Source organism: Pseudomonas sp. NFR09 (assembly GCF_900111535.1).
GTDB classification, from domain to species: domain Bacteria; phylum Pseudomonadota; class Gammaproteobacteria; order Pseudomonadales; family Pseudomonadaceae; genus Aquipseudomonas; species Aquipseudomonas extremorientalis.
In genome coordinates this window covers 333,517-354,845 of the sequence record NZ_FOIH01000005.1, presented here as the reverse complement: position 1 = coordinate 354,845, position 21,329 = coordinate 333,517, and the positions used below count along the sequence as shown (strand labels likewise).

Here is a 21,329-nt window from a genome sequence, read left to right as displayed (position 1 = left end):
TCGCCACTCTCATCGAGCCTGTAAGACAGCTGAGTGCTTAGAGGCCGAACGGTTATGAAAACACCTACCCAGACCCATGCAATTGACTTTGACAGTGCCAAATTGCAACGCCTGGGCTTTGGTCAACCCGCCCTCCTGCCGCGCCGCCCCACCACCGTTATCGAACTTCGCCAGCAACTGGGCCAGCAACTGCAAACCAGCCTGGAACCGGAGCGCATTCTCGCGGTGTTCTTCCGTGAGATCCAACGCCTGGTGCCCCTGGACGCCCTGCACTACCGTCACCAGGCCAGCGACCTGCGCCTGGAGTTCGGCCATCGCGGCCATCACTCGATGAGCTACAGCCTGAGCCATGAAGGCGAGCACTTGGGCGAGCTGATCTTCCGGCGCAACCAGCGCCTGGCGGAAGAAGAACTCGGCCAACTTGAATCGCTGCTGGCGACCCTGCTCTACCCGATGCGCAACGCCCTGCTCTACCGTGCCGCCACCCGCAGCGCGCTGCGTGACCCACTGACCGAGACCGGCAACCGCATCGCCATGGACCAGACCCTGCAGCGGGAAATCGACATGGCGCGCCGCCACCTGAACCCGCTGTCCTTGCTGATGCTGGACATCGACCACTTCAAGACCATCAACGACACCCACGGCCATGCCGCCGGCGACAACGTGCTGCGCACTGTGGCGGCATCGATCAAGAGCCAGCTGCGTAACGTGGACATGGTGTTTCGTTATGGCGGGGAAGAGTTTCTGATCCTGCTGTCCAACACCGGCCGCGATGCGGCGAAGATGGTTGGCGAACGCCTGCGCCAGGCGACACAAGCCCAGGATTATTGGGCGGACGGAACGCGGATCGAATTGACGGTGAGCCTGGGTTGCTCGACCTTGCTGCCCGCCGAATCTGCCGAAAGCCTGCTGCGCCGGGCCGACAGCGCGTTGTACGTGGCCAAGCGCGAAGGCCGCAACCGCCTGGCGATGGCGGGGTAAACCCCCTTCAGCTGTAGCGAACTGGCTTACTGTGGCAATAAGGCTTGTTGGGGTAATCGGGCATGTTGTGGCGAGCGGGCTTGCCCCGCGTTGGACTGCGCAGCAGTCCCATGCTTTTTGAATAAAAAGCGGGCCGCTTCGCGGCCCAACGCGGGGCAAGCCCGCTCGCCACAATGGTTACATCAAGCCTCGCTGGCAACCCGCGCCTGGCGCTCACGCATCACCGCTGGGGCTTTTTCTTTCTCCAGACGCATGCAGCTTTCCAGGAACAAATACATGTAGTCGTAGCTTTTGCACACGGCTTGGCGCAGTTCCGCCTGCAATGCCTTGGTGGGGTTCATCCCGGCCAGGGTGCAGATGATTTCCAGCGCTTCCCACGGGTGGGCGTCATCGTACTGGGCATGCATCTTCAACCACTTCATCGCACGCTTGCGTTCTTCCTCGGGGAAGGCCGCCGCGTAGACACCGGTGGAACACACCACGGCGGACCACTCGCCGGTTGCGCCTTCAATCGCGTAGTTGGTCGCGGCAATGGCCACGATCAACGAATCGGCCGAGCTGGTGTGCCAGCACCAATGGCTGAGGGCATGCAACTCCGGCGGTACGTCCTGGGCTTGCAATTCGTCCAGGCTCACGCCGTGGGCACGGGCCCAATTGACCCAGTAATCGGCGTGGTTGAGTTCCACGCGAATATTGCGCATCAGCCAACGCCGCGCCATGTCCTCCCCAGGATGGCGGGCGAATTTGGTCTTGGTGAGGTTCTGTGCCATGTACAAGGCAAACTGCTCCACCACCGGCCAGCCACCGATCAGGTAGTGGCGCATGGTCTTGGCGCTGAGCGTGTTGTCGCGCATGCGCTGGTACAGTTCGTGTTCGACAACTCGGCGCTTGCTCTCGCTACAGTCCAGGATCAGTTTCTGAGCCCAGGCGGGGTAACTCGAGGCTTCCATAAGCGGGCCGGTTCTGTTGAATGTGTCGATCACTGTAAGGCTCCTTTTTAAGTGTGATTGTACAGACCAGCAAAGTTTTCAGCGGAATGTGCCGGGCGCCTTGAATAACAGAGGCTGCGGCCGCACAGGTCGACACTGCAAGCTATCAAAGGTAAACAATTGCGGTCGTTCAATCAGGTAGCCCTGAGCGTAATCCACACCAATTTCGAGTAACGCCTGTTCGATGTGCGGTGTCTCGACAAACTCTGCAATTGTGCGCTTACCCATGACATGGCCGATGTGGTTGATCACTTCGACCATCGCGCGGTTAATCGGGTCGTCCAGCATATCCTTTACGAAACTTCCATCGATCTTCAGGAAGTCTACAGGTAAATGTTTGAGATATGCGAACGAGGACATTCCGGCACAAAAGTCATCCAGCGAAAAATGACAACCCAAGGCTTTGAGTTCATTGATAAATCGGATCGCACTGCCCAAATTTGCAATTGCGCTGGTTTCAGTAATTTCAAAACAGATCATGCCCGGTGGAATATTGTATGTATGAAACTTCTCACGCAAAAACCCGAGGAAGTCATCATCGCCAATGGTGATGCCTGACAGGTTGATCGCACACATCGCCATGGGACGCCCCGGGCGCTCCTGCAGGCATCGGCTGATGATCTTGAACACATTTTCTACTACCCAGCGGTCCAGGGACGTCATCAAGCCATAGCGTTCGGCGGCTGGGATAAAGCTGTCCGGAAGGATGATGCGGCCAGCCTCGTCATGCAGGCGCAGCAGGATCTCGATGTGCCCATCGCCACCGTCAGTGTGCCCCAAGGGTGAGATTTCCTGGGCGTAGAGGCAGAACCGGTTTTCTTCCAGGGCCATGTGCAGGCGCTGCACCCAGGCCATTTCGCCGAAGCGCACGGACAATTCCGAGTCGTCGGCGTGGTAGACCTGCACGCGGTTGCGGCCCTTTTCCTTGGCCATGTAGCACGCCATGTCGGCGGCGCGCAGTGAGGTTTCCAGGGTCGTCGGGGTATGCCCAAGGTGCACCAGGCCGATGCTGACGGTGGTCATGAACGGCCGGCCCTTCCATACGAAGTGCAGGCTTTGCACCGTATGACGCAGACTCTCGGCGATTTTTTCAGCCGCGGCCGCCGGGCAGTTCTCCAGCAGAATGCCGAATTCATCGCCGCCCAGGCGCGCCAGGGTGTCACCTTCACGCAGGTCCGATTGCAACAGCGCGCAGATATGCCGCAACAACTCGTCGCCTGCCGCATGGCCACAGGTGTCGTTGACCAACTTGAACTGGTCCAGGTCGAGGAACATCAGCGCATGCCGCCCGCCCTGCTGCGTCCCCATGGGGTGGAGCACCTGCTCCAGGCGGTACTCGAACTCACGGCGGTTGGCCAGGCCGGTCAGGGCGTCATGGGTCGCCTGCCAGGACAGGTTGGCGATGTATTGACGCTCCTGGGTCATGTCGTGCAGCACCAGCACTGCCCCGGTCACCTTGCCGGCGCTGCGGATCGGCGCGCCCACCAGGGTCACCGAGACCGTGCTGCCATCCAGGCGCTGGATGGTTTTCGAATGCTCGCTGCCGCCGCCGAGCTGGCCCTTGACGATATGTTCGATCAGGGTAAAGCCATCGGGCTGGGCATTGTCATCCAGCAGATTGAACAGCGCCGCCAGGGGCAGCCCCTGGGCCTGGGCAGAATTCCAGTGGGTCAGCGCCTCGGCCGCCGGGTTCATGTAGGTGATGGCGCCATCGACATCAGTGGTAATCACCCCGTCGCCAATCGACTCCAGGGTGATCTGCGCCCGCTCCTTCTCTTGCTGCAGAGCGTCGGCAAAGGCATGGCGCTGGGCCAGCAGTTTATGCGTGCGCAACAGCGCCAGCACAATCAGGCCCAGTGCCGTGGCCAGGTTGGTGATCACCAGCAGCCGCAGGATCATCCGCGAACCTTCGCCCAGGGCATCGCTGAACGCCTTGGCAGCGGGCGTCACACCTTCGTTGATGGCGGTGATATGCGCCTTCCATTGGCGCACATCGTTGGCGCTGACCTGGTCACGGGTGATTGCACCGTGCATCTCGCGCGCCAGGTCATCCAGTTGCACCAGGTAGCCATCGCCCACGGTCCAAAGTTCGATGGCTTTTTCCAGGTAGCTGAAATGGCGGAAGTTGAGGTACAGCCAGATCAGACTGGCGACGTCATCCGGGTGGTTGCCGCCCTTGAGGATACCCGACCGAGCGGCCGCAAGATCAGGGGTGGAGCGGTCCAGGGCGACACGCAGTTCATGCCCGCCCTGGGGCACGGCGATCGCCTGCTGGTATTTGAGGTAGGTGGTTTCGTCGCGGTTGTCGGCATACAGCGTCAGGTAGTAGATCGCGTCTTTCTGGCCCTTGGACCACAGGCTTTCGCCAGCCACATAACCGCGCACCGCCGAGAGCACGTAGAGGCTGACACAACCCAACAATGCCTGGAACAGCACCACGGCGATAAAGGGCCAGACAATGCCCAACAACCGTGGCGTTCCGAGAGTCCGCTTTTGCTTCATGAAGCCCCTTGCACATGCACTGCTGGATACGCACGCGAAACACCGCTTCCGATAGCTCAGCCTAGGCTAAATCAACGTACTTGTTGCAAGTGCCCATAGAGTTTGGCGTACAAACCACCGTCAGCAATCAATTGCTGATGGTCGCCATCCTCTGCAATGTGACCGCCGTCGAACACTAACACTCGATCTGCCTGCTTAACCGCCGACAGGCGGTGGGCGATGATCAGTGTAGTACGGCCGCTGAGGAAGCGCGCCAGTGCCTGGTGCAGGTTGTACTCGGTGGCGGCGTCCAGGGCGGAAGTCGCTTCGTCGAGGATCACCACTTTCGGTTCGGCCAACACCATGCGCGCAATCGCCAGGCGCTGACGCTGGCCGCCGGAAAACCGCACCCCGGAACGCCCCACCACACTGTCCAGGCCCATGGGCAACGCCTTGACGGTCGCATCCAGCTGGGCGATTTCCAATGCCTGCCAGCAGGCCTGGTCACTGCGCTCGCGGCCCATGGTCAGGTTGGCGCGCACGGTGTCGTTGAACAGCGCCGGGTGTTGCAGCACCACGGCGACGTGCTCGCGGATGGTCTCCAGGCCGATTTCCTGCTGGGTGGCACCGCCAAAGCGGATCGTCCCGGCCTGGGGCGTGTACAGGCCCAGCAGCAATTGCACCAGGGTGCTTTTGCCACCGCCGCTGGCGCCGACGATTGCGACCTTCTCGCCGGGCGCGATGGCCAGGTTCAACTGGTCGAGGACCAGGTCTTCGCCATAACCGAAATTCAGGCCACGTACTTCGATGCCGACGGTTTCGCGCCCGGTAAACGGGTCTTCGCCGCCCGCGTATTGCGGTTCATCGGACCGCGCCAGCAATTCGTTGATCCGCGTCAGCGCTCCGCCCGCCGCGTAATAGGCGTACTGCAGGTTCAGCAACTGCTCCACCGGGCCGATCATGAACCACAGGTAGCTGAACACCGCGAGCATCTGGCCGATGGACAGGTCGGAGAACAGCACCGTGAGCATGGCCGCCGCACGGAAGATGTCGATGCCGAACTGGAACAACAACCCGCTGGCGCGGCTCGATGCGTCGGTTTTCCACTGGGAATGGATCGCGTAGTCGCGCACTTCCTGGGCCCGCTGGCCGAGGCGCCCGAGGAAGAAGCCCTGGCGGTTGCCGGCGCGCACTTCCTGGATGGCATCCAGGGTTTCGGTCAGGGCCTGGGTAAACCGCGAGGTGCTGTCGTTCTCCAGTTTCTTCAGGTGTTTGACGCGTTTGCCCAACTGCACCGTGGCGTAGATCACCAACGGGTTGAACAGCAGGATCAGCAGCGCCAGTTGCCAATGCATCCACACCAGGATTGCCGACGTGCCCACCAACGTAAGCATCGCCACCAGGAACCGGCTGAGGGTTTCGCCGACGAATTTGTCCAGGGTGTCCAGGTCGGTGACCAGGTGGGTGGTGACCGTGCCACTGCCCAGGCTTTCGTATTCGCCGAGGGAAATACGCTTGAGCCGCTCGATCAGGCGCACGCGGATGCGGTACACGATGTCCTTGGCCAACCGCGCAAACAGCCGCGCCTGTACCACATTGAACACCAGCGCGCCGCAGCGCAGGAACAGCGTCACCAGCAACATCAGGCCGATATAGCCGGCGGCTTTCTGCCAGCCCAGGGGCAAGGCGTGGTTCATCACCTTGAGCGCGGCATCGCCACGGCCCAGCAACACTTCATCCACCAGCAACGGCAACAACAAAGGGATGGGCACGCTGCACAGGGTCGCCAGCACGGCGACGCCATTGGCAATCCACAGTGACTTCTTGTGGCGCAGGGCCAGGCGGCGGATTTCCGCCCAGGTCAGGCGGTCGGTGCCTTGAGGTTGCTCATGCACAGGTGGCTCGCTCCAGCCATCGGCCCAGCAAAGGCGAAAGCTCGGATAGCGGCTGGTAACCGTTGGTCAGCAACGCCAACTGGCCATTGCGCTCGGCCAGCAGCGTCGGGAAACCGGCGATGCCCAGGTCCTGTACCCAGGTAAAATCGGCAGCGGTGGCGGCGTGCTGCTCGGCGCGGTCGAATTCGCCGGCAAACTCGATGCGCGGGATGCCCGCCTGTTCGGCCAGTTCCACCAGCACACTGGCGAGAGTCACGTCGCGGCCCTCGACATAAAACGCGCGCTGGATCAGCCCCAGCAGCTTCCATGCACAATCCGGCGCCAGGCTGCGCGCCGTGACGATGGCGCGGCACGCCGGCTCCGTGTCATACACGAAACCGTCAGGCAGTGCGCCGTCACGCTTGAACGGCTGGCCGGTGGCGTCGGTCACCGCCTGCCAGTGCTCCAGGATATAGCGCCGCGTGGTCGGCTCCAGCGCCGCGCCACTGCCGGTACGCAAGCCGCCCACCACCAGGTGCAGCTCCACGCCGGCCGCCTGGGCCTGCTCCACCAACGCCTCGGCCACCGGGGCAAAGCCCCAGCACCAGGAACACATCGGGTCCATCACATAGAGCAGGCGCGCGGACATGGCTCAGGCCTCGGAAGGAGTTTGCTTGTAGTTGAAACCAATCGGGTGCGGCATGTTACGGGCCTTGGCCAGCTCGATCTGCTTCTGCCGGTCGATCGCACTGCGGCGGGTCTTCTCCGGCAGCTTATCCCAGCAATGCGGGCAGCTGATGCCCGCCACATAGTGCTCGGAGGCGCGGTCCTCAACACTCACGGGTGTGCGGCAGGCATGACATTGATCGTAGTCGCCTTCGCTCAAGTCGTGGCGCACGGTGACGCGATTATCGAAAACAAAGCAGTCGCCCTGCCATTTGGTTTCTGCCTGCGGCACCTCTTCGAGGTACTTCAGGATGCCGCCCTTGAGGTGGTAGACCTCATCGAAACCCTCACTGAGCATGTAGCTCGAGGCCTTCTCGCAACGAATGCCGCCGGTGCAGAACATGGCGACTTTCTTGTGCTTGGCCGGGTCGAAGTTGGCTTTGATATAGTCGGGAAATTCGCGAAAACTGGTGGTTTTCGGGTCGATCGCGCCTTCAAAGGTGCCGATGGACACTTCGTAGTCGTTACGGGTGTCGATCAACAGCACTTCCGGGTCGCTGATCAGCGCGTTCCAGTCCTGCGGGTCGACGTAGGTGCCGACCTTCTTGTTCGGGTCGACGCCTTCGACGCCCAGGGTCACGATCTCTTTCTTGAGCTTGACCTTGGTGCGGTAGAACGGCTGGTCGTCGCAGTAGGATTCTTTGTGGTCGATGTCGACCATGCGCGGGTCGTTCTTCAGCCAGGCCATCAAGCCATCAATGCCTTCGCGGCTGCCGGAAACGGTGCCGTTGATGCCTTCCTCGGCGATCAGCAAGGTGCCTTTGATGCCGTTGTCGAGCATCGCCTGCAACAGTGGCTCGCGCAGGGCGACGTAATCTTCGAGGGTGACGAACTTATACAGTGCCGCCACGACAATCGGTTGAGTCATGGGTGTTCTCTCCAGGTGGCTACCCTCGTAAGGGGTGAACCGGATGCAAAAAAAACGCGCCGTCTAGGCGGCGCGTCGCGGATTCTAACAAATGCCCGGTGTCAGAGACACCCGATCATCAATCATGCCCGCCGGCGCAGGTCGGCGAGGCCGGGGCTGCGTCGATTTTCGCCCACTCTTCAGGCGTGTAGGTATGCAGCGCCAGCGCATGAAACTCGCTCATCAGGTCACCCAGGGTGGCGTAGACCTTCTGGTGGCGCTTGACGCGGTTAAGCCCCTCGAACTGCGGGCTGACCAGCACGGCCTTGAAGTGGGTCTGCAACCCACGGCTGTGCATGTGGCTTTCGTCCAGCACACTCAGGTGGTCGGTGCCCAAGGCGGCAAGCGCCGTTTCGATACGCTGTTGCATGGTCATTCCTGCTTACTTCTTCTTGGCCGGGGCGGCGGCTTTAGGCGTCAGCTCGTTGGTCATGTCTTCCAACAGCTTGTTCACCACCGGCACGGCGCTTTCCAGCTTCGCCTGGGTCATCTGGGCCGATTGCTGGGTCAGTTGCGGCATTTTTTCCAGGACTTTCTTGCCCAGGGGCGACTGGTAGAAGGCAACCAGGTCCTTGAGCTCGGATTCGCTGAAGTTGGTGGTGTAGAGCTTGACCATGTCTGGTTTGAGCTTCGGCCAGCCGATGGCCTGGTCGAGGGCGGCGTTGGCCTTGGCCTGGTAGCTGTCCAGTACGGACTGCTTGGCGGCAGGCGCCTTGGTCTGTTCGAAACGCTGGGCGAACATTTGTTGCACTTGCATGTACACCGGGGTACCCAGCTTGTCGGCGTGGGCCAGGGTAAGGAAGGCTTCGGCACTGGCGTTGTGGCTGGCGGTATCGGCAAGAACCTGGCCGCTGGCGCAAACCAGAGCAACCGCGGTACAGATGGCACGAAGACGAGTCATCGAGTTTCCTTTTCTAGCAGGCGAGGTAAGACCCCAAGGGCGCCCATTCTGCGCCTAAAAAACCTCAGGGCTCAACCCCGGGCCTTGTCGGACAGGGATTGCCCGATGAAAAGTCTTTCAGGGGAACCCCCGAGGCTCTTCACAGCCTAAACTGCGCAAACGAACCTGAAGGAGTGTGCCCGATGAGCCGTATCGAAACCGACAGCCTGGGAGAAGTCGAAGTCCCGGATGACGCTTACTGGGGCGCCCAGACCCAACGTTCGCTGGTGAACTTCGCCATCGGCGAGCAGCGCATGCCCCTGGCGGTGTTGCATGCCCTGGCCCTGGTCAAGAAGGCGGCGGCACGGGTCAACGACCGCAACGGCGATCTGCCCGCCGACATCGCCCGCCTGATCGAACAGGCCGCCGACGAAGTGCTGGCCGGCCAACATGACGACCAGTTCCCTCTGGTGGTGTGGCAGACCGGCAGCGGCACCCAGAGCAACATGAACGCCAACGAAGTGATCGCCGGTCGCGCCAACGAACTGGCGGGCAATAAGCGCGGCGGCAAGAGCCCGGTGCACCCCAACGATCACGTCAACCGTTCCCAGAGTTCCAATGACTGCTTCCCTACCGCCATGAGCATCGCTGCCGTGCAGGCGGTGCATCAACGCTTGCTGCCGGCGATTGCCACCCTGTCCGGCGGCCTGGCAGAGCAAGCCGCCAAACATATGAAGCTGGTGAAGACCGGGCGCACCCACATGATGGATGCCACCCCGATTACCTTCGGCCAGGAGCTGTCGGCATTCATCGCTCAACTCGACTACGCCGAACGTGCGATCCGTGCCGCCCTGCCCGCCGTGTGCGAGCTGGCCCAGGGCGGCACCGCCGTGGGCACCGGGCTCAATGCGCCCCATGGCTTCGGCGAGGCGATCGCCTCGGAGCTGGCGGCGCTATCGGGCTTGCCGTTCGTCACCGCGCCGAACAAATTCGCCGCCCTCTCCGGCCATGAGCCTCTCGTGACGCTGCACGGCGCGCTGAAAACCCTGGCCGTGGCCCTGATGAAAATCGCCAATGACCTGCGCCTGCTGGGCTCCGGGCCGCGCACCGGGCTGGCCGAAGTGAAATTGCCGGCCAATGAACCGGGCAGCTCGATCATGCCGGGCAAGGTCAACCCGACCCAGTGTGAAGCGCTGTCGATGCTGGCCTGCCAGGTGTTGGGCAATGACGTGACCATCGGCATTGCCGCCAGCCAGGGTCACTTGCAGTTGAATGTGTACAAGCCGGTGATCATCCACAACCTGCTGGAGTCGATCCGCCTGCTGGCCGACGGCTGCAACAACTTCCAGGAACACTGCGTGGCCGGGCTGGAGCCTGACCCTGTGCAAATGGCGGAACACTTGGAGCGTGGCTTGATGCTGGTCACCGCGCTCAACCCGCACATTGGCTACGACAAGTCCGCCGAGATCGCCAAGAAGGCCTATGCCGAAGGGCTGACGCTGCGGGAAGCCGCGCTGGAACTGGGCTACCTCACCGATGCGGAGTTCGACCAGTGGGTTCGCCCCGAAGACATGCTGGGCACCTAGCCTAGGACGCCAGGCGCAACCGCCGGGCCCTGAGCCCGGCGAGCAACGACGGCGCCAGCGCCACGGTTGCCGAACCCAGCACCACCACCAACGCCCCGGCATAGCCCAGGGCGTTGATCTCTTCGGCCTGCACATAGTCGGGCCACAGCCAGGCCGCCACGGCCACCGCCACAAAGGTCACCAAAGGCGTGAGCGCCAGGGTCGCACTGACCCGCGAGGCTTCCCAGTGGGCCAGCGCTTCGGCAAAGGCGCCGTAGGCCACCAGGGTATTCATGCAGCACGCCAGCAATAGCCAGCCTTGCAGCGGGCTCAGGTCCAACGCCTCCAGGGGATGTGCCCAAGGCGTGAGCAACACGGCGCAGGACAGGTAGATCACCATCATCACCTGCAGCGAGTTCCACACCGTCAGCAGTTGTTTCTGGCCGAGGGCGTAGAACACCCAGATCGTGGTGGCAAGCAGGACGGTCAGCACGCCGGCGGTGTAGGCGCCGAGCGAGGTCAGCAGTTCTTCCAGGCGCTGGTTGAAAAACAGGCCGAAACCAATGATCAACACCACCAGCCCCACCCCCTGTCCCAGGCTGAAGCGCTCCTTGAAGACGAACACACTGGCGACCATCAAAAAGATCGGCCCCATCTGCACCACCAACTGCGCGGTGCCGGGGCTGAGCAATTTCAGGCCCACCAGGTACAGCACGTAGTTGCCCACCAGTCCGCACACCGCCATCGCCACCAGCCAACCACCCCGGGGGCCAAGCACCTTGCGGCTGGGCAAGCGTTTGGTCAGCGCCAGGTAGACGAACAGGCAACTGCCGGCCACGATCAGGCGAAACCAGGTGACGGTGATCGGGTCCATCACCTGCAGCACCTGCTTGAGTTTGATCGGCAGAATGCCCCACAGAAACGCGGTCAGCAGGGTCAGGAGCAAACCATAGACCCAGCGGCCGGAAGAGATGTGCATGAGTACCCCAGAAGCCGGAGGAAGTGGAGCCGCATTCTAGGGGCACCCGATGCACTTTGTGTAGCGAACACTTAATTTGCCGATCAGCGCACTGCTTCGAACAACCCGGTGGCCCCCATGCCGCCGCCCACGCACATGGTGACGATGCCGTAACGCAGGTTGCGTCGCTGCAACTCACGCACCAGGTGCCCCACCTGCCGCGAGCCGGTCATGCCGAATGGATGCCCGATGGAGATCGAACCGCCATTGACGTTGTACCTGGCATTGTCGATTTCCAGGCGATTGCGCGCATACAGGCATTGCGAGGCAAACGCTTCGTTAAGCTCCCACAGGTCGATGTCCGCCACCTGCAACCCCTTGGCCTTGAGCAACTTGGGCACCGAGAACACCGGGCCGATGCCCATCTCGTCTGGCTCGCAACCGGCCACGGTGAAGCCACGGAAAAACGCCTTGGGCTGGAGCCCCAGTGCCAGGGCTTTCTCCAGGCTCATCACCAGCGTCATCGAGGCACCGTCGGAGAGCTGCGACGAGTTGCCCGCCGTCACCGAACCATCCTCGGCGAACACCGGCTTCAAACCTTGCAGACTGGCCAGGGTAGTGTCCGGGCGGTTGCAGTCGTCACGATCGACCACACCTTCCAGGATCTGCACCTCACCGGTGTTCTTGTCTTCGACTTTGTACTTGACCGCCATCGGCACGATTTCATCGCTGAAAAGCCCATCGGCCTGGGCCTGGGCGGTGCGCTGCTGGCTTTGCAGGGCGTACAGGTCCTGTTCTTCGCGGCTGACGTGGTAGCGACGCGCGACGATCTCGGCGGTCTGGCCCATGGGGAAATAGATACCCGGCACCTGCTCTTTGAGCAGCGGGTTGATCAGGTTGTCGGTATTGACGCTTTTCATCGTCAGGCTGATGGACTCGACACCGCCGGCGACGATGATATCGCTGCAACCCGACGCAATCTGGTTGGCCGCAATGGCAATCGCCTGCAAGCCCGAGGAGCAGAACCGGTTGAGGGTCATGCCGGCCACGCCGGTGCCCAGTTGCGAGAGCACCGCCACATTGCGCCCGATGTTGTAGCCCTGGGCGCCCTCGTTGGAGCCGGCGCCGACGATGCAATCCTCCACCGTCGCCGGGTCGATGCCGTTGCGGGCGAGCAGCGCGTTGACGCAATGGGCCGCCATGTCATCGGGGCGGGTCTGGTTGAACTTGCCGCGAAAGGACTTGGCCAGGCCGGTTCGCACACTGTCGACGATCACTACTTCACGCATGGGCTACCTCGATCTTGTGGTTGTCGGATCGAGCATAGATCGCGCCCCGCGCCACCGCGACGATCATTCACCCCATAGATACAAAACCATGGCGACGCGGCTCACTGCGTCATTTTTTCTTTTTCTTTTTGTCGTGCTTATCGGATTTGGCGAACGCCTCTTCCAGCGCCAGGTTGATGGTGCGCAACACCTTGACCCGGGCCCAGCGCTTGTCGTTGGCCTCCACCAATGTCCAGGGCGACACCTCGGTGCTGGTACGGTCGACCATATCGCCCACGGCCGCGCGGTAGTCATCCCATTTGTCACGGTTGCGCCAGTCGTCTTCGGTGATCTTGAAGCGCTTGAAGGGGATTTCCTCGCGGGCCTGGAAGCGCTCCAGTTGCGTGTCCTTGTCGATGGCCAGCCAGAACTTGACCACGATCACACCCGCATCGCGCAGTTGCTCTTCGAAGTCATTGATCTCGCCATAGGCGCGCATCCAGTCCGCCGGGGTGCAGAAGCCTTCAATGCGCTCCACCAGCACGCGGCCATACCAGGAACGGTCGAACACGGTGAACATGCCGCGCGCCGGGATCTTCTGCCAGAACCGCCACAAGTAAGGCTGGGCGCGTTCGTCTTCACTGGGCGCGGCAATCGGCACGATGTGGTACTGACGCGGGTCCAGCGCCGCCGCCACCCGACGGATCGCCCCGCCCTTGCCCGCCGCATCGTTGCCCTCGAACACCGTGACCAGGGCGTGCTTGCGCATGCGCTTGTCGCGCATCAATCCGGAGAAACGCGCCTGTTCGGTGATCAGTTGTTCTTCGTAATCGTCCTTGTCCAGGCGCTGGGACAGGTCGAGGCTGTCGAGCAGGCTCTTCTTGTCCACCGACGCGATCAACGGCGCCGGGTTCATGCCGCTGGCCTTGCCCTTGGACAGCTTGAGCGCATTCTGCAGGCCTTCGAGCAGCAGTTTGCCCACGGTGAGGCTGCGGTAGTTGCTGTCCACGCCTTCGATCACATGCCACGGCGCATAGTCGCGACTGGTGCGGCGCAACACGCGCTCACCGAAGTGCACGAATTTGTCGTAGGTCTCGGATTGCTGCCAGTCCAGCGGGCTGATGCGCCAACTGTGCAGGGGGTCATCGGCCAGGGCCTTGAGCCGCGCCTTCATCTGTTTCTTGGAGAGGTGGAACCAGAACTTGAAGATCAGCGCGCCTTCATCGCAGAGCATTTTCTCCAGGCGTTCGGCGCCGGCGATGGCCTGGTCGAGGCGGGCGTCCTTGATCTGCCCATGTACGCGGCTTTGCAGCATCTGGCTGTACCAGTTGCCAAAGAAGATGCCCATGCGACCCTTGGCAGGAAGTTGGCGCCAATAGCGCCAGGCCGGCGGGCGCGCCAGTTCTTCGTCGGTCTGCTGGTCGAAGGTGCGCACTTCGATCAGGCGCGGGTCCATCCATTCATTGAGCAGCTTGACCGTCTCGCCCTTGCCGGCGCCTTCGATACCGTTGATCAGGATAATCACCGGGAAGCGCTTCTGCTGCTGCAGCTCGTACTGCACTTCCAGCAGGGCCTCGCGCAGGGCCGGCACCTCGGCCTCAAAGGTGTCTTTGTCGATGGCGTGACCGATTTCGGCGGATTCGAACATGGGCAGCTCCGTTTCAAGATGGCTCAAGACTAGCGGATTAGGCAGCAATACGCGGGAGGAAATTCCACCGGCGCTTGCCATGGGTCAATTCAATGCCGGTTGATCGGCTAGAATGGCGGCCTTGCCTTTACCGAGCCGCCCATGAACCCCATCACCCACGCCCAACTCGACTGGGATGACCAAGGTCGCCCGCACTCGCGGATCTTCGACGATGTGTACTTTTCCGATAAGTCAGGCCTTGAAGAAACCCGCTACGTGTTCCTCGAACAGAACCGTTTGCAGGAGCGCTTTGCCGCGCTGCCCGCCGGTGGGCGGCTGGTGATTGGCGAGACCGGGTTCGGCACGGGGTTGAATTTCCTCTGCGCCTGGCAACTGTTCGAACAACACGCCGTGGCCGGTGCGCGCCTGCATTTCGTCAGCGTGGAAAAGTACCCGCTCAGCCATGCCGACCTGCAACGCGCCCTGCTGCTCTGGCCGGAACTGCAACCCTTCGCCGAACAACTGCTGGCGCAATACATTGCCATCCATCAGGGCTTCCAGCGCCTGGTGCTGGATAACGGTCGCGTGACCCTGACCCTGCTGATCGGCGACGCCCTGGAGCAACTGCCCCAACTGGACGCGCAGATAGACGCCTGGTTCCTGGACGGCTTCGCCCCGGCGAAAAACCCGGATATGTGGACCGCCGAGCTGTTTGCCGAACTGGCACGCCTGGCGGCGCCAGGCTCGACTATCAGCACGTTTACCAGCACCGGCTGGGTGCGTCGGTTGATCAACGCCGCCGGGTTCAAGATGAAACGTACGCCGGGCATTGGCCACAAGTGGGAGATCCTGCGCGGGGAGTTTCTCGGTTGGCCGACCGACACGCCGGTACCGGTCGCGGCCAAGCCGTGGTTCGCCAGGCCGCCCGCCATTACGGGTGACCGCCACGCACTGGTGATCGGCGCCGGCCTGGCGGGCTGTGCGACGGCGGCCAGCCTGGCGGCCAGGGGTTGGCAAGTCAGCCTGCTGGAGCGCCATGACGGCGTGGCGCGGGAAGCCTCCGGCAATCCCCAGGGCGTGCTGTACCTGAAACTGTCGGCCCACGGCACTGCCTTGTCGCAGTTGATCGTGGCCGGGTTCGGCCATACCCGTCGAGTGCTGGAGCACTTGCATCGCGGCGTCGACTGGGACGGTTGCGGCGTGCTGCAACTGGCCTTCGATGCCAAGGAGGCCCAGCGCCAGGCGCAACTGGCCGCTGCCTTCGCGCCGGACTTGCTGCACCTGCTCGACCGCGACCAGGCCCAGGCCCGCGCCGGTATCGCACTGGCACACGGTGGGCTGTTTTTCCCCGAAGGCGGCTGGGTGCACCCACCGGCATTGTGCGAGTGGCAAGCCCATCAACCGGGCGTGACCGTGCTAACCCACCACGATGTGCTCGACCTGCGTCATGTCGACGGTCAGTGGCAAGCCTGGGACGGTGAACACCTGCTGGCCAGCGCCAGCGTGGCGGTGCTGGCCGGCGCCGCCGAAGTCCAGCGGTTCGCCGACCTGCCCCTCAAGCGCATTCGCGGGCAGATCACCCGTTTGCCGCAGACCGCCGACAGCCAGGCCCTGGCCACGGTGGTGTGCGCCGAAGGCTACGTCGCCCCGCCACGCCTGGGCGAACACACCCTGGGCGCCAGTTTCGACTTCAAAAGCGATGACCTTACGCCCACCGCCGCTGAACATGCCGAAAACCTGGAGCTGCTCATGGGCATCTCCGAGGACCTGGCCCAGCGCCTGGGCGCCGACACCCTGGAGCCGGCGACCCTGGAAGGTCGCGCCGCGTTCCGCTGCACCAGCCCGGATTACTTGCCGATTGTGGGACCACTGGCTGACCGCCAGGCGTTCGACCAGGCCTACGCCGCCCTGCGCAAGGACGCCCGGCAAGTGCCAGGCACCGCTTGCCCCTGGCTGGACGGGCTTTACGTCAACAGCGGCCATGGCTCAAGGGGGCTGATCACCGCCCCGCTGAGTGCGGAGTTGCTCGCCGCCTGGCTGGACAGCGAGCCGTTGCCGGTGCCGCGCGCCGTGGCTGACGCCTGCCACCCCAATCGGTTTGCCGTGCGGGCGCTGATCCGTACCACCACCGGCAAGGTCGAGTGATCAACCGGCTGGGGCCTCACACACGGAGCCCAGCCCTTCGGCCCTGATGGCATCCTCGGTCAAGCGCTCGATCAGCACGCTTTCAGCCTGCTCCCGTTCACTGAGGACGGTGTGCATGCGACTACGGTAATCGGCATCGCTCAGTACCAGGCTTTGCTCGAAGATGTCATTGAGGCGCTCGTCATAGGGCGAACTCAAGGCCTCGAAGCGAGCCGCATGGGCACGCTTGAGGTAGTCGGTCCAGAACGGCAGCTTCTTGAGATACGTCATCAGCTCGGGGGACAGCTCGGCCAGCGTGACTTCAGCCTTGGCTTCATCCAGCGCCAACTGAGTGACCTCACCCAGCCGCGAATAACGCATGTGCCGAGGCTGGCCGGGCAAATAGAATTCGCCGACCAGGCCTGTGCGGAAAGCCAGGCTGACCTCCAATGGATCGGCGGCAGGATGCAGGCCACTGTGACGGCGCGCAATCGCCTCCAACTGCTCCAGGCGAAACAGGCCACGACCCAGTTTCAACAGCGGCCTGGGCGTCAGCGCACGCCCCTGCATGAGGGCCTTGGCATCGCTGATTTCCACCAGGACTTCCAGGCTGCTGAAGTTGACGGCGGCGGCATCGTCACAATTGATCGGCGTGGCGGCCCGTTCGAATACTTCCTCACGCAGTTCGCTGTTCATTGCGGCAGCCTCCAGCACCCGCCATACGCGGCGCTGCAGGTCCTCACGCACGAACTCGGCGTCTTTGGTGCCGCCCAGTTCCGCGAGCAACTTGAACAGGGCGTCCGACCGGTAATCGTCCTTGAGGCCCGTCCACGTGAGTTTCTTCGCCGCATAGCCCGCCATCCGTTCGTCCGCCAGCCACAGTTCGCGTGCGCTCTGCTCGTTCAAACGCGCAATATCATCTTCCAGGAACCCCATGCCCGGACCGTACGCCTGCCGGTAATGTTTCAGGGCCAGTTGGCTTTGAGCCGATAACGGGTTGTGCCGCAAGTTGACACCCAGGGCAAAGTTTCGCGGCACGCGCAACAGCCACTCCGGCAGCTCGCTGATGTCATTGGCGCGCAAATCGATCTGTTCAAGATAAGGCAGGCGCCACAGGTCCTTGGGCAGTTCCTTGAGCCGGCAGTTGCGTAACACCAGGTTGCGCAGCGCGAACATACGGCTGATATCCGGCGGGTCCAGCAGCGGGTTATCCGCCAGGCTCAACACCTTCAGGCGCGTCAGATCGGCCAGCTTGGCACGGGTGTATTCGGTGAGTTGGAGTTTGTTGTTGCTCAGGTACAACCGCTCCAGGCCCGGCATGTGCGACAGGGCTTCAGGTAGCCGGGTAATCTGGTTTTCGCCCAGTTCAAGGGTGCGCAGCCCCTTGAAGTGGCTGAGGAAATACGCCACATCGTCGGTCAGGTTCAAACGGCGCAATGACAAATGCTCGACGTGATCGAAGCGCACCTGTGCGGGTAATGTCGGCAGAGGGCCGATGACCATATCATCGAGCAACAGCCCTGGAACCTGGCTGGCGCGCTCGTCGGGCAGGGTCGACATCCGTCGCCAGCACTTTTCGATGCTTTTCGCCGCCTGGTGGCGACTCAATCGATAGTCCCACAGGGGGTCGGCCTGCACGATATTGACAGACCTCTCGGCACGCCAGCGTTTGAGTGCCGTGTGCAGCGCTTCAAACTCCTGCTCACGTGCCTGGACCGCCTTGGCACGAGACAGGTGATCATGGCCCGCATCGCGCAAGAAATCGTTGACCTGCGACGGACTGAACAAGGGATAAAGCTTGTTGACCTTACGCACCAACGCCGCCGGGAAATGCCCTGCCTCGCCCCGCGCCGACTGGGTACAGATCAGCGGTTCTTCGTCCAGCAGCCCGCGTTCCGGCCACAGGTGACGGGCGACTCTGTCACGCTCATGCACCGTGGTGGCACGCAGGCGGCCCCGCAGGTCGGCCGCCTCATTCTCAGCCTGGAGCTTCAATGCAATGCGCTGGCGTGGCAGCAGGCTATCGAAAAGCGCCGTATACAAGCCGTCCGCGCCTGTCGCGACCGGCCCCAGGGCCTTGCCTTTTTGATCGAAGGCCTGATACCCCTGGGGCGTACTGACCAGGGTCCTCTGCGTCGCAGCTGTTGAAGCGCCCGCCTCGGCCAGCACCTCCCCGCTCAGGGTGTGCCTGCGTACCTGCAATGCCAGGTCTCGGGGCCAGCCGGGCATTCGCTCCAGCATACCGACGGCCACGCGTCGGGTGCCGTCCCCCGCCAACTCCGGCCAGTACAGGCCCATCAGCGCACGGTCCTGCTCCAACTGGTCCACCGCCTCGCGTGCTCGCTGGGCAAGCACCAGTGGTACTCGGCCAGTGGTGCGCAAATACCGGCGCTCCCACAATGTGGCCTGTGAGTACAGCTCCCACGCCACACGGGGTGGCAGTTGTTTGAAGCGGTCGCACAACGGCACCAATTCGTTCAGGGCAACACCGGCGTAATAGGTGTACAAACGGTCGAGTACGGTTTGATGCCGGCTACGCAGCGTGTCCAGCAGACGCCGCTCCAGTGTGCTGCGCATGTCGTCTTCCGCCACGCCCTTGCCCAACAGGTCGACACGCTCCTCGTCGCTCAGATGCTCCAGCAAGGTGTCCATGACCCGCCCGTCCCTCAACTCCTTGCGGGTAATATGGATGCTCAGATCCTCATAATCGAAAGGTGCTGTTTCCGGATGCCTTTCCAGCAGTTCGCCCTCCTCGTCCAGCACCTCGAAAAAACGCCCCTGGGGCCAGCCTGGCACCAGCGGCAATGCGAACAATTGGGCGCGTGCGGTACTCGCATCCGGACGTTCACCACGCGCCAGGTACTCCATCAGTTCACGGACCCTGTCGTTTTGCTTGTAGCGCAGCACGCTGTCATGAAAACGCTCGGGTAACGGCTCGTAGGCACTGCCCAATGCCCGCAAGTGTGGCAGGGTCATTCCGGTGAGGGTTGCCAGGTTCGACAACGGCTCAGCGGGCAACTCCTCAAGGCTTGGATCCAGTCGCCTGAGGCTGTAGACGAGGTCTTCCCATTGCAAGGGGCGCTCGTAGACGTGCTGCCAGCCACCACGGAAGTTGTGCTCCAGCGGCGGGCGGTAAGCCTGCGGGCGCTGTGGATGAATAACCCGCCACTTCTGCAGTTTGGTATCGAAGGCAACCGAATAGTGGTTTCCCCCCATCCGGATGTAAGAGCGGCCGTTGACTTGGTAGACGCCTCGAGAATTGACCACGGCCTGGTGTGCGACCGGCTCAGGCTGTCGATAGGTATTGAGCCTTGGCCGCCAGAGTTTCTGGCCCTGGTCGGCAGTGGTGACGGTTTCGAACTTCTCGAAGAACTCCGTAGAGGTTGTCAGGGTGCGCTTCAACGTCCCCACTACCCGCCCCCCCGCCACAAACAAAGCCATGGCCGCAACGTTTTCGGCCACATTCACCAGATGCCTGAGGGCCTCGGTATGTTCATCGTGCTGCCAGTCCTCGACGGCCTCGAACACTTCCCCCAACAGCTGTCCGATGGCTACCCCGAGCATCAACTGACCCAACACCGGCACCACCAACGCCGCCACATTCAGCAGGTCCAGCCCCAGGTCCAGATAGCGCTGCATGCGCTCTTCACTGGCTTGCTGGTCGACCTGGGCCTTGGGCACCGCCAGCACTAACGCATCCAATTGAATCTTGCCGACGAATGCGTGGAAGAAGAACCCTGTCAGGCTGGTCGTGACGGGTAAGGCGCGCAGCTGGCCAACCTTGCGCGTCATGTCGAACGATTCGAAAAAATCCAGGCGGTTGGACTCATCCAGGTACCCTTCGAAAAACGTCCGGTAGCTCTTGATTTGCAGCTTCAAGGACAAGTACACCTTGAAGTCTTCCAGCGTCGGGTACTCGTACCAGGGCCTGGAGGGTTCGTTAGGCATGTAGACAATAAAGGGGCCGGTATCCAGGCTGCCCGGTACGCTGCCGGAAAACACCAATACACTCCACACACAGGTGTCATCGATGTTCACGCCTTGCCACGTAGTCAGACCGTTGCCCGGCACCTTGCTCTTGAGCTCACTGGCCGGACGGTCGAAACCGATCAGCTTGAGCAACCGCGCGTAGGTCCCGGCTTCGATATGCCCCTTGCACAAGGCAATATGCAGATCCATGCGCATGTCCATGAGTTTGCCCAGGCCAATACTGACAGCAGCCTGGTTGTAGGAACTGACTTCCTCTTTGCTTTTCGGGTCGGGCAGGTCGAAGACCTCTTCGATGTGCTTTTGATAGAGCGCCCCCAGGTCCAGCTCCCGGCAATAACCGACAAATTCGGGCACCGTCATGCCGACGATCGGCTGCTTGGTGGCCGCAGAGCGCACCACAGCGGCGACGGACATGCCCCCGGGCTCGGCGCGCGCGTCAGAGAAGTTCTGCATCGCTGCATGCAGCAGGCTTTGCTTTGTATAGGTAACGGTCTGGAGCAAGCCGCCCCCCAGGTCAGGGCTGACGCCGGTGAGCTTACGTTTGGGCAACTCCAGCAGGTCTTGCCTGACATCCGGCGAATCAACCCCTTTGGCCCGCAGAAAATTGGTCAAGCGCTCTGCGCAGTATTGATCCAGCGGTTCCAGGCGCTGTAACAGGTAACGGACGTTCTCACGGATCGCCTTGCTGTCGATATGCGCCTGTTCAAGGGCCGTGAGGGTCGAAGCGTCGGCCCCAATCAACCAGCGCGGGACGGTTTTGCGCAAAACCTGCGCCTTGTCCAGATCGCCGGTCATGTCGAGCAATGCCCTGTCCATTTCATCCTGGGTCGCCCCTGCGGCGACCTCACTCAAATCGCGGTTTTGCGTCATCGGCATGCTTCCTCAGCCAGCTGAACATGACGCCAAACGATAAGCCTGGCCTGGGTCACAACCGGGTATTTGTATACCGCCTTACGAAA

14 protein-coding genes are annotated in these 21,329 nt (G+C 62.2%); 3 read left to right on the top strand and 11 right to left on the bottom strand.

Going from position 1 to position 21,329, the window contains the following annotated elements; translation table 11 throughout:
- Window positions 1–54 precede the first annotated feature (54 nt).
- Window positions 55–981 carry a GGDEF domain-containing protein gene (locus BMX59_RS14340; RefSeq protein WP_093122483.1) on the top strand — a complete coding sequence of 309 codons (927 nt, stop codon included), beginning with the start codon at window positions 55–57 and terminating at the stop codon, window positions 979–981.
- A gap of 182 nt (window positions 982–1,163) precedes the next feature.
- Here BMX59_RS14340 and BMX59_RS14335 read toward each other — a convergent pair whose 3' ends face one another.
- The 7 genes from BMX59_RS14335 to BMX59_RS14305 all read right to left on the bottom strand — a co-directional run bounded on the left by BMX59_RS14335 (window position 1,164) and on the right by BMX59_RS14305 (window position 8,859).
- Entirely contained in the window at window positions 1,164–1,931 is a 768-nt protein-coding gene (locus BMX59_RS14335) for an iron-containing redox enzyme family protein (RefSeq protein WP_371914374.1), read from the bottom strand.
- 78 nt (window positions 1,932–2,009) lie between these two features.
- Window positions 2,010–4,472 (bottom strand): EAL domain-containing protein, encoded by a 2,463-nt coding sequence (locus BMX59_RS14330; protein ID WP_092243250.1) that lies wholly within the window; start codon window positions 4,470–4,472, stop codon window positions 2,010–2,012.
- 71 nt (window positions 4,473–4,543) lie between these two features.
- Window positions 4,544–6,346 (bottom strand): ABC transporter ATP-binding protein, encoded by a 1,803-nt coding sequence (locus tag BMX59_RS14325; protein ID WP_093122477.1) that lies wholly within the window; start codon window positions 6,344–6,346, stop codon window positions 4,544–4,546.
- Window positions 6,339–6,941, bottom strand: a complete 603-nt coding sequence (locus BMX59_RS14320) for a DsbA family protein (RefSeq protein ID WP_172832155.1) — start codon at window positions 6,939–6,941, stop codon at window positions 6,339–6,341. The genes BMX59_RS14325 and BMX59_RS14320 overlap by 8 nt, the downstream gene beginning before the upstream one ends.
- A 36-nt stretch (window positions 6,942–6,977) precedes the next feature.
- Window positions 6,978–7,919, bottom strand: coding sequence for an oxygen-dependent tRNA uridine(34) hydroxylase TrhO (locus tag BMX59_RS14315; RefSeq protein ID WP_071490747.1), 942 nt, complete (start codon window positions 7,917–7,919; stop codon window positions 6,978–6,980).
- 118 nt (window positions 7,920–8,037) lie between these two features.
- Window positions 8,038–8,334, bottom strand: a complete 297-nt coding sequence (locus BMX59_RS14310) for a BolA family protein (RefSeq protein WP_038847405.1) — start codon at window positions 8,332–8,334, stop codon at window positions 8,038–8,040.
- A gap of 6 nt (window positions 8,335–8,340) precedes the next feature.
- Complete coding sequence (locus tag BMX59_RS14305; RefSeq protein ID WP_058424992.1) at window positions 8,341–8,859, bottom strand: DUF2059 domain-containing protein; 519 nt, start codon at window positions 8,857–8,859, stop codon at window positions 8,341–8,343.
- A gap of 182 nt (window positions 8,860–9,041) precedes the next feature.
- Here BMX59_RS14305 and BMX59_RS14300 point away from each other — a divergent pair, with 182 nt between their 5' ends.
- The gene (locus BMX59_RS14300) at window positions 9,042–10,424 is read left to right on the top strand and encodes a class II fumarate hydratase (protein WP_092243240.1); all 1,383 of its coding nucleotides are present in this window, start codon (window positions 9,042–9,044) and stop codon (window positions 10,422–10,424) included.
- A 1-nt stretch (window position 10,425) separates the two neighbouring features.
- On the opposite strand, the gene BMX59_RS14295 is transcribed toward BMX59_RS14300, so the two are convergent.
- From BMX59_RS14295 to pap, 3 genes are all read right to left on the bottom strand, one after another.
- Window positions 10,426–11,382 (bottom strand): DMT family transporter, encoded by a 957-nt coding sequence (locus BMX59_RS14295; protein ID WP_092243234.1) that lies wholly within the window; start codon window positions 11,380–11,382, stop codon window positions 10,426–10,428.
- Between the two features lie 83 nt (window positions 11,383–11,465).
- Window positions 11,466–12,650: a thiolase family protein gene (locus BMX59_RS14290; protein WP_092243231.1), complete on the bottom strand. Its 1,185-nt coding sequence runs from the start codon at window positions 12,648–12,650 to the stop codon at window positions 11,466–11,468.
- Between the two features lie 109 nt (window positions 12,651–12,759).
- On the bottom strand, window positions 12,760–14,277 hold the full coding sequence (gene pap, locus BMX59_RS14285) for a polyphosphate:AMP phosphotransferase (protein ID WP_092243228.1): 1,518 nt from the start codon (window positions 14,275–14,277) through the stop codon (window positions 12,760–12,762).
- Window positions 14,278–14,418: 141 nt separating this feature from the next.
- Here pap and mnmC point away from each other — a divergent pair, with 141 nt between their 5' ends.
- A complete protein-coding gene (gene mnmC, locus BMX59_RS14280) occupies window positions 14,419–16,401 on the top strand; it encodes a bifunctional tRNA (5-methylaminomethyl-2-thiouridine)(34)-methyltransferase MnmC2/FAD-dependent 5-carboxymethylaminomethyl-2-thiouridine(34) oxidoreductase MnmC1 (protein ID WP_093122465.1) in 1,983 nt (660 codons plus the stop codon).
- Here mnmC and BMX59_RS14275 read toward each other — a convergent pair whose 3' ends face one another.
- Window positions 16,402–21,240: an NEL-type E3 ubiquitin ligase domain-containing protein gene (locus BMX59_RS14275; RefSeq protein WP_093122460.1), complete on the bottom strand. Its 4,839-nt coding sequence runs from the start codon at window positions 21,238–21,240 to the stop codon at window positions 16,402–16,404.
- Between the last annotated feature and the right edge of the window lie 89 nt (window positions 21,241–21,329).

Bases quoted from the DNA above. Each gene is read 5' to 3' on its own strand.
- BMX59_RS14310 (WP_038847405.1), bottom strand. From the start codon at position 8,334: ATGACCATGCAACAGCGTATCGAAACGGCGCTTGCCGCCTTGGGCACC.
- pap (WP_092243228.1), bottom strand. From the start codon at position 14,277: ATGTTCGAATCCGCCGAAATCGGTCACGCCATCGACAAAGACACCTTT.
- BMX59_RS14295 (WP_092243234.1), bottom strand. From the start codon at position 11,382: ATGCACATCTCTTCCGGCCGCTGGGTCTATGGTTTGCTCCTGACCCTG.
- mnmC (WP_093122465.1), top strand. From the start codon at position 14,419: ATGAACCCCATCACCCACGCCCAACTCGACTGGGATGACCAAGGTCGC.
- BMX59_RS14290 (WP_092243231.1), bottom strand. From the start codon at position 12,650: ATGCGTGAAGTAGTGATCGTCGACAGTGTGCGAACCGGCCTGGCCAAG.
- BMX59_RS14305 (WP_058424992.1), bottom strand. From the start codon at position 8,859: ATGACTCGTCTTCGTGCCATCTGTACCGCGGTTGCTCTGGTTTGCGCC.
- BMX59_RS14340 (WP_093122483.1), top strand. From the start codon at position 55: ATGAAAACACCTACCCAGACCCATGCAATTGACTTTGACAGTGCCAAA.
- BMX59_RS14315 (WP_071490747.1), bottom strand. From the start codon at position 7,919: ATGACTCAACCGATTGTCGTGGCGGCACTGTATAAGTTCGTCACCCTC.
- BMX59_RS14330 (WP_092243250.1), bottom strand. From the start codon at position 4,472: ATGAAGCAAAAGCGGACTCTCGGAACGCCACGGTTGTTGGGCATTGTC.
- BMX59_RS14320 (WP_172832155.1), bottom strand. From the start codon at position 6,941: ATGTGTTCCTGGTGCTGGGGCTTTGCCCCGGTGGCCGAGGCGTTGGTG.
- BMX59_RS14275 (WP_093122460.1), bottom strand. From the start codon at position 21,240: ATGACGCAAAACCGCGATTTGAGTGAGGTCGCCGCAGGGGCGACCCAG.
- BMX59_RS14300 (WP_092243240.1), top strand. From the start codon at position 9,042: ATGAGCCGTATCGAAACCGACAGCCTGGGAGAAGTCGAAGTCCCGGAT.
- BMX59_RS14335 (WP_371914374.1), bottom strand. From the start codon at position 1,931: ATGGAAGCCTCGAGTTACCCCGCCTGGGCTCAGAAACTGATCCTGGAC.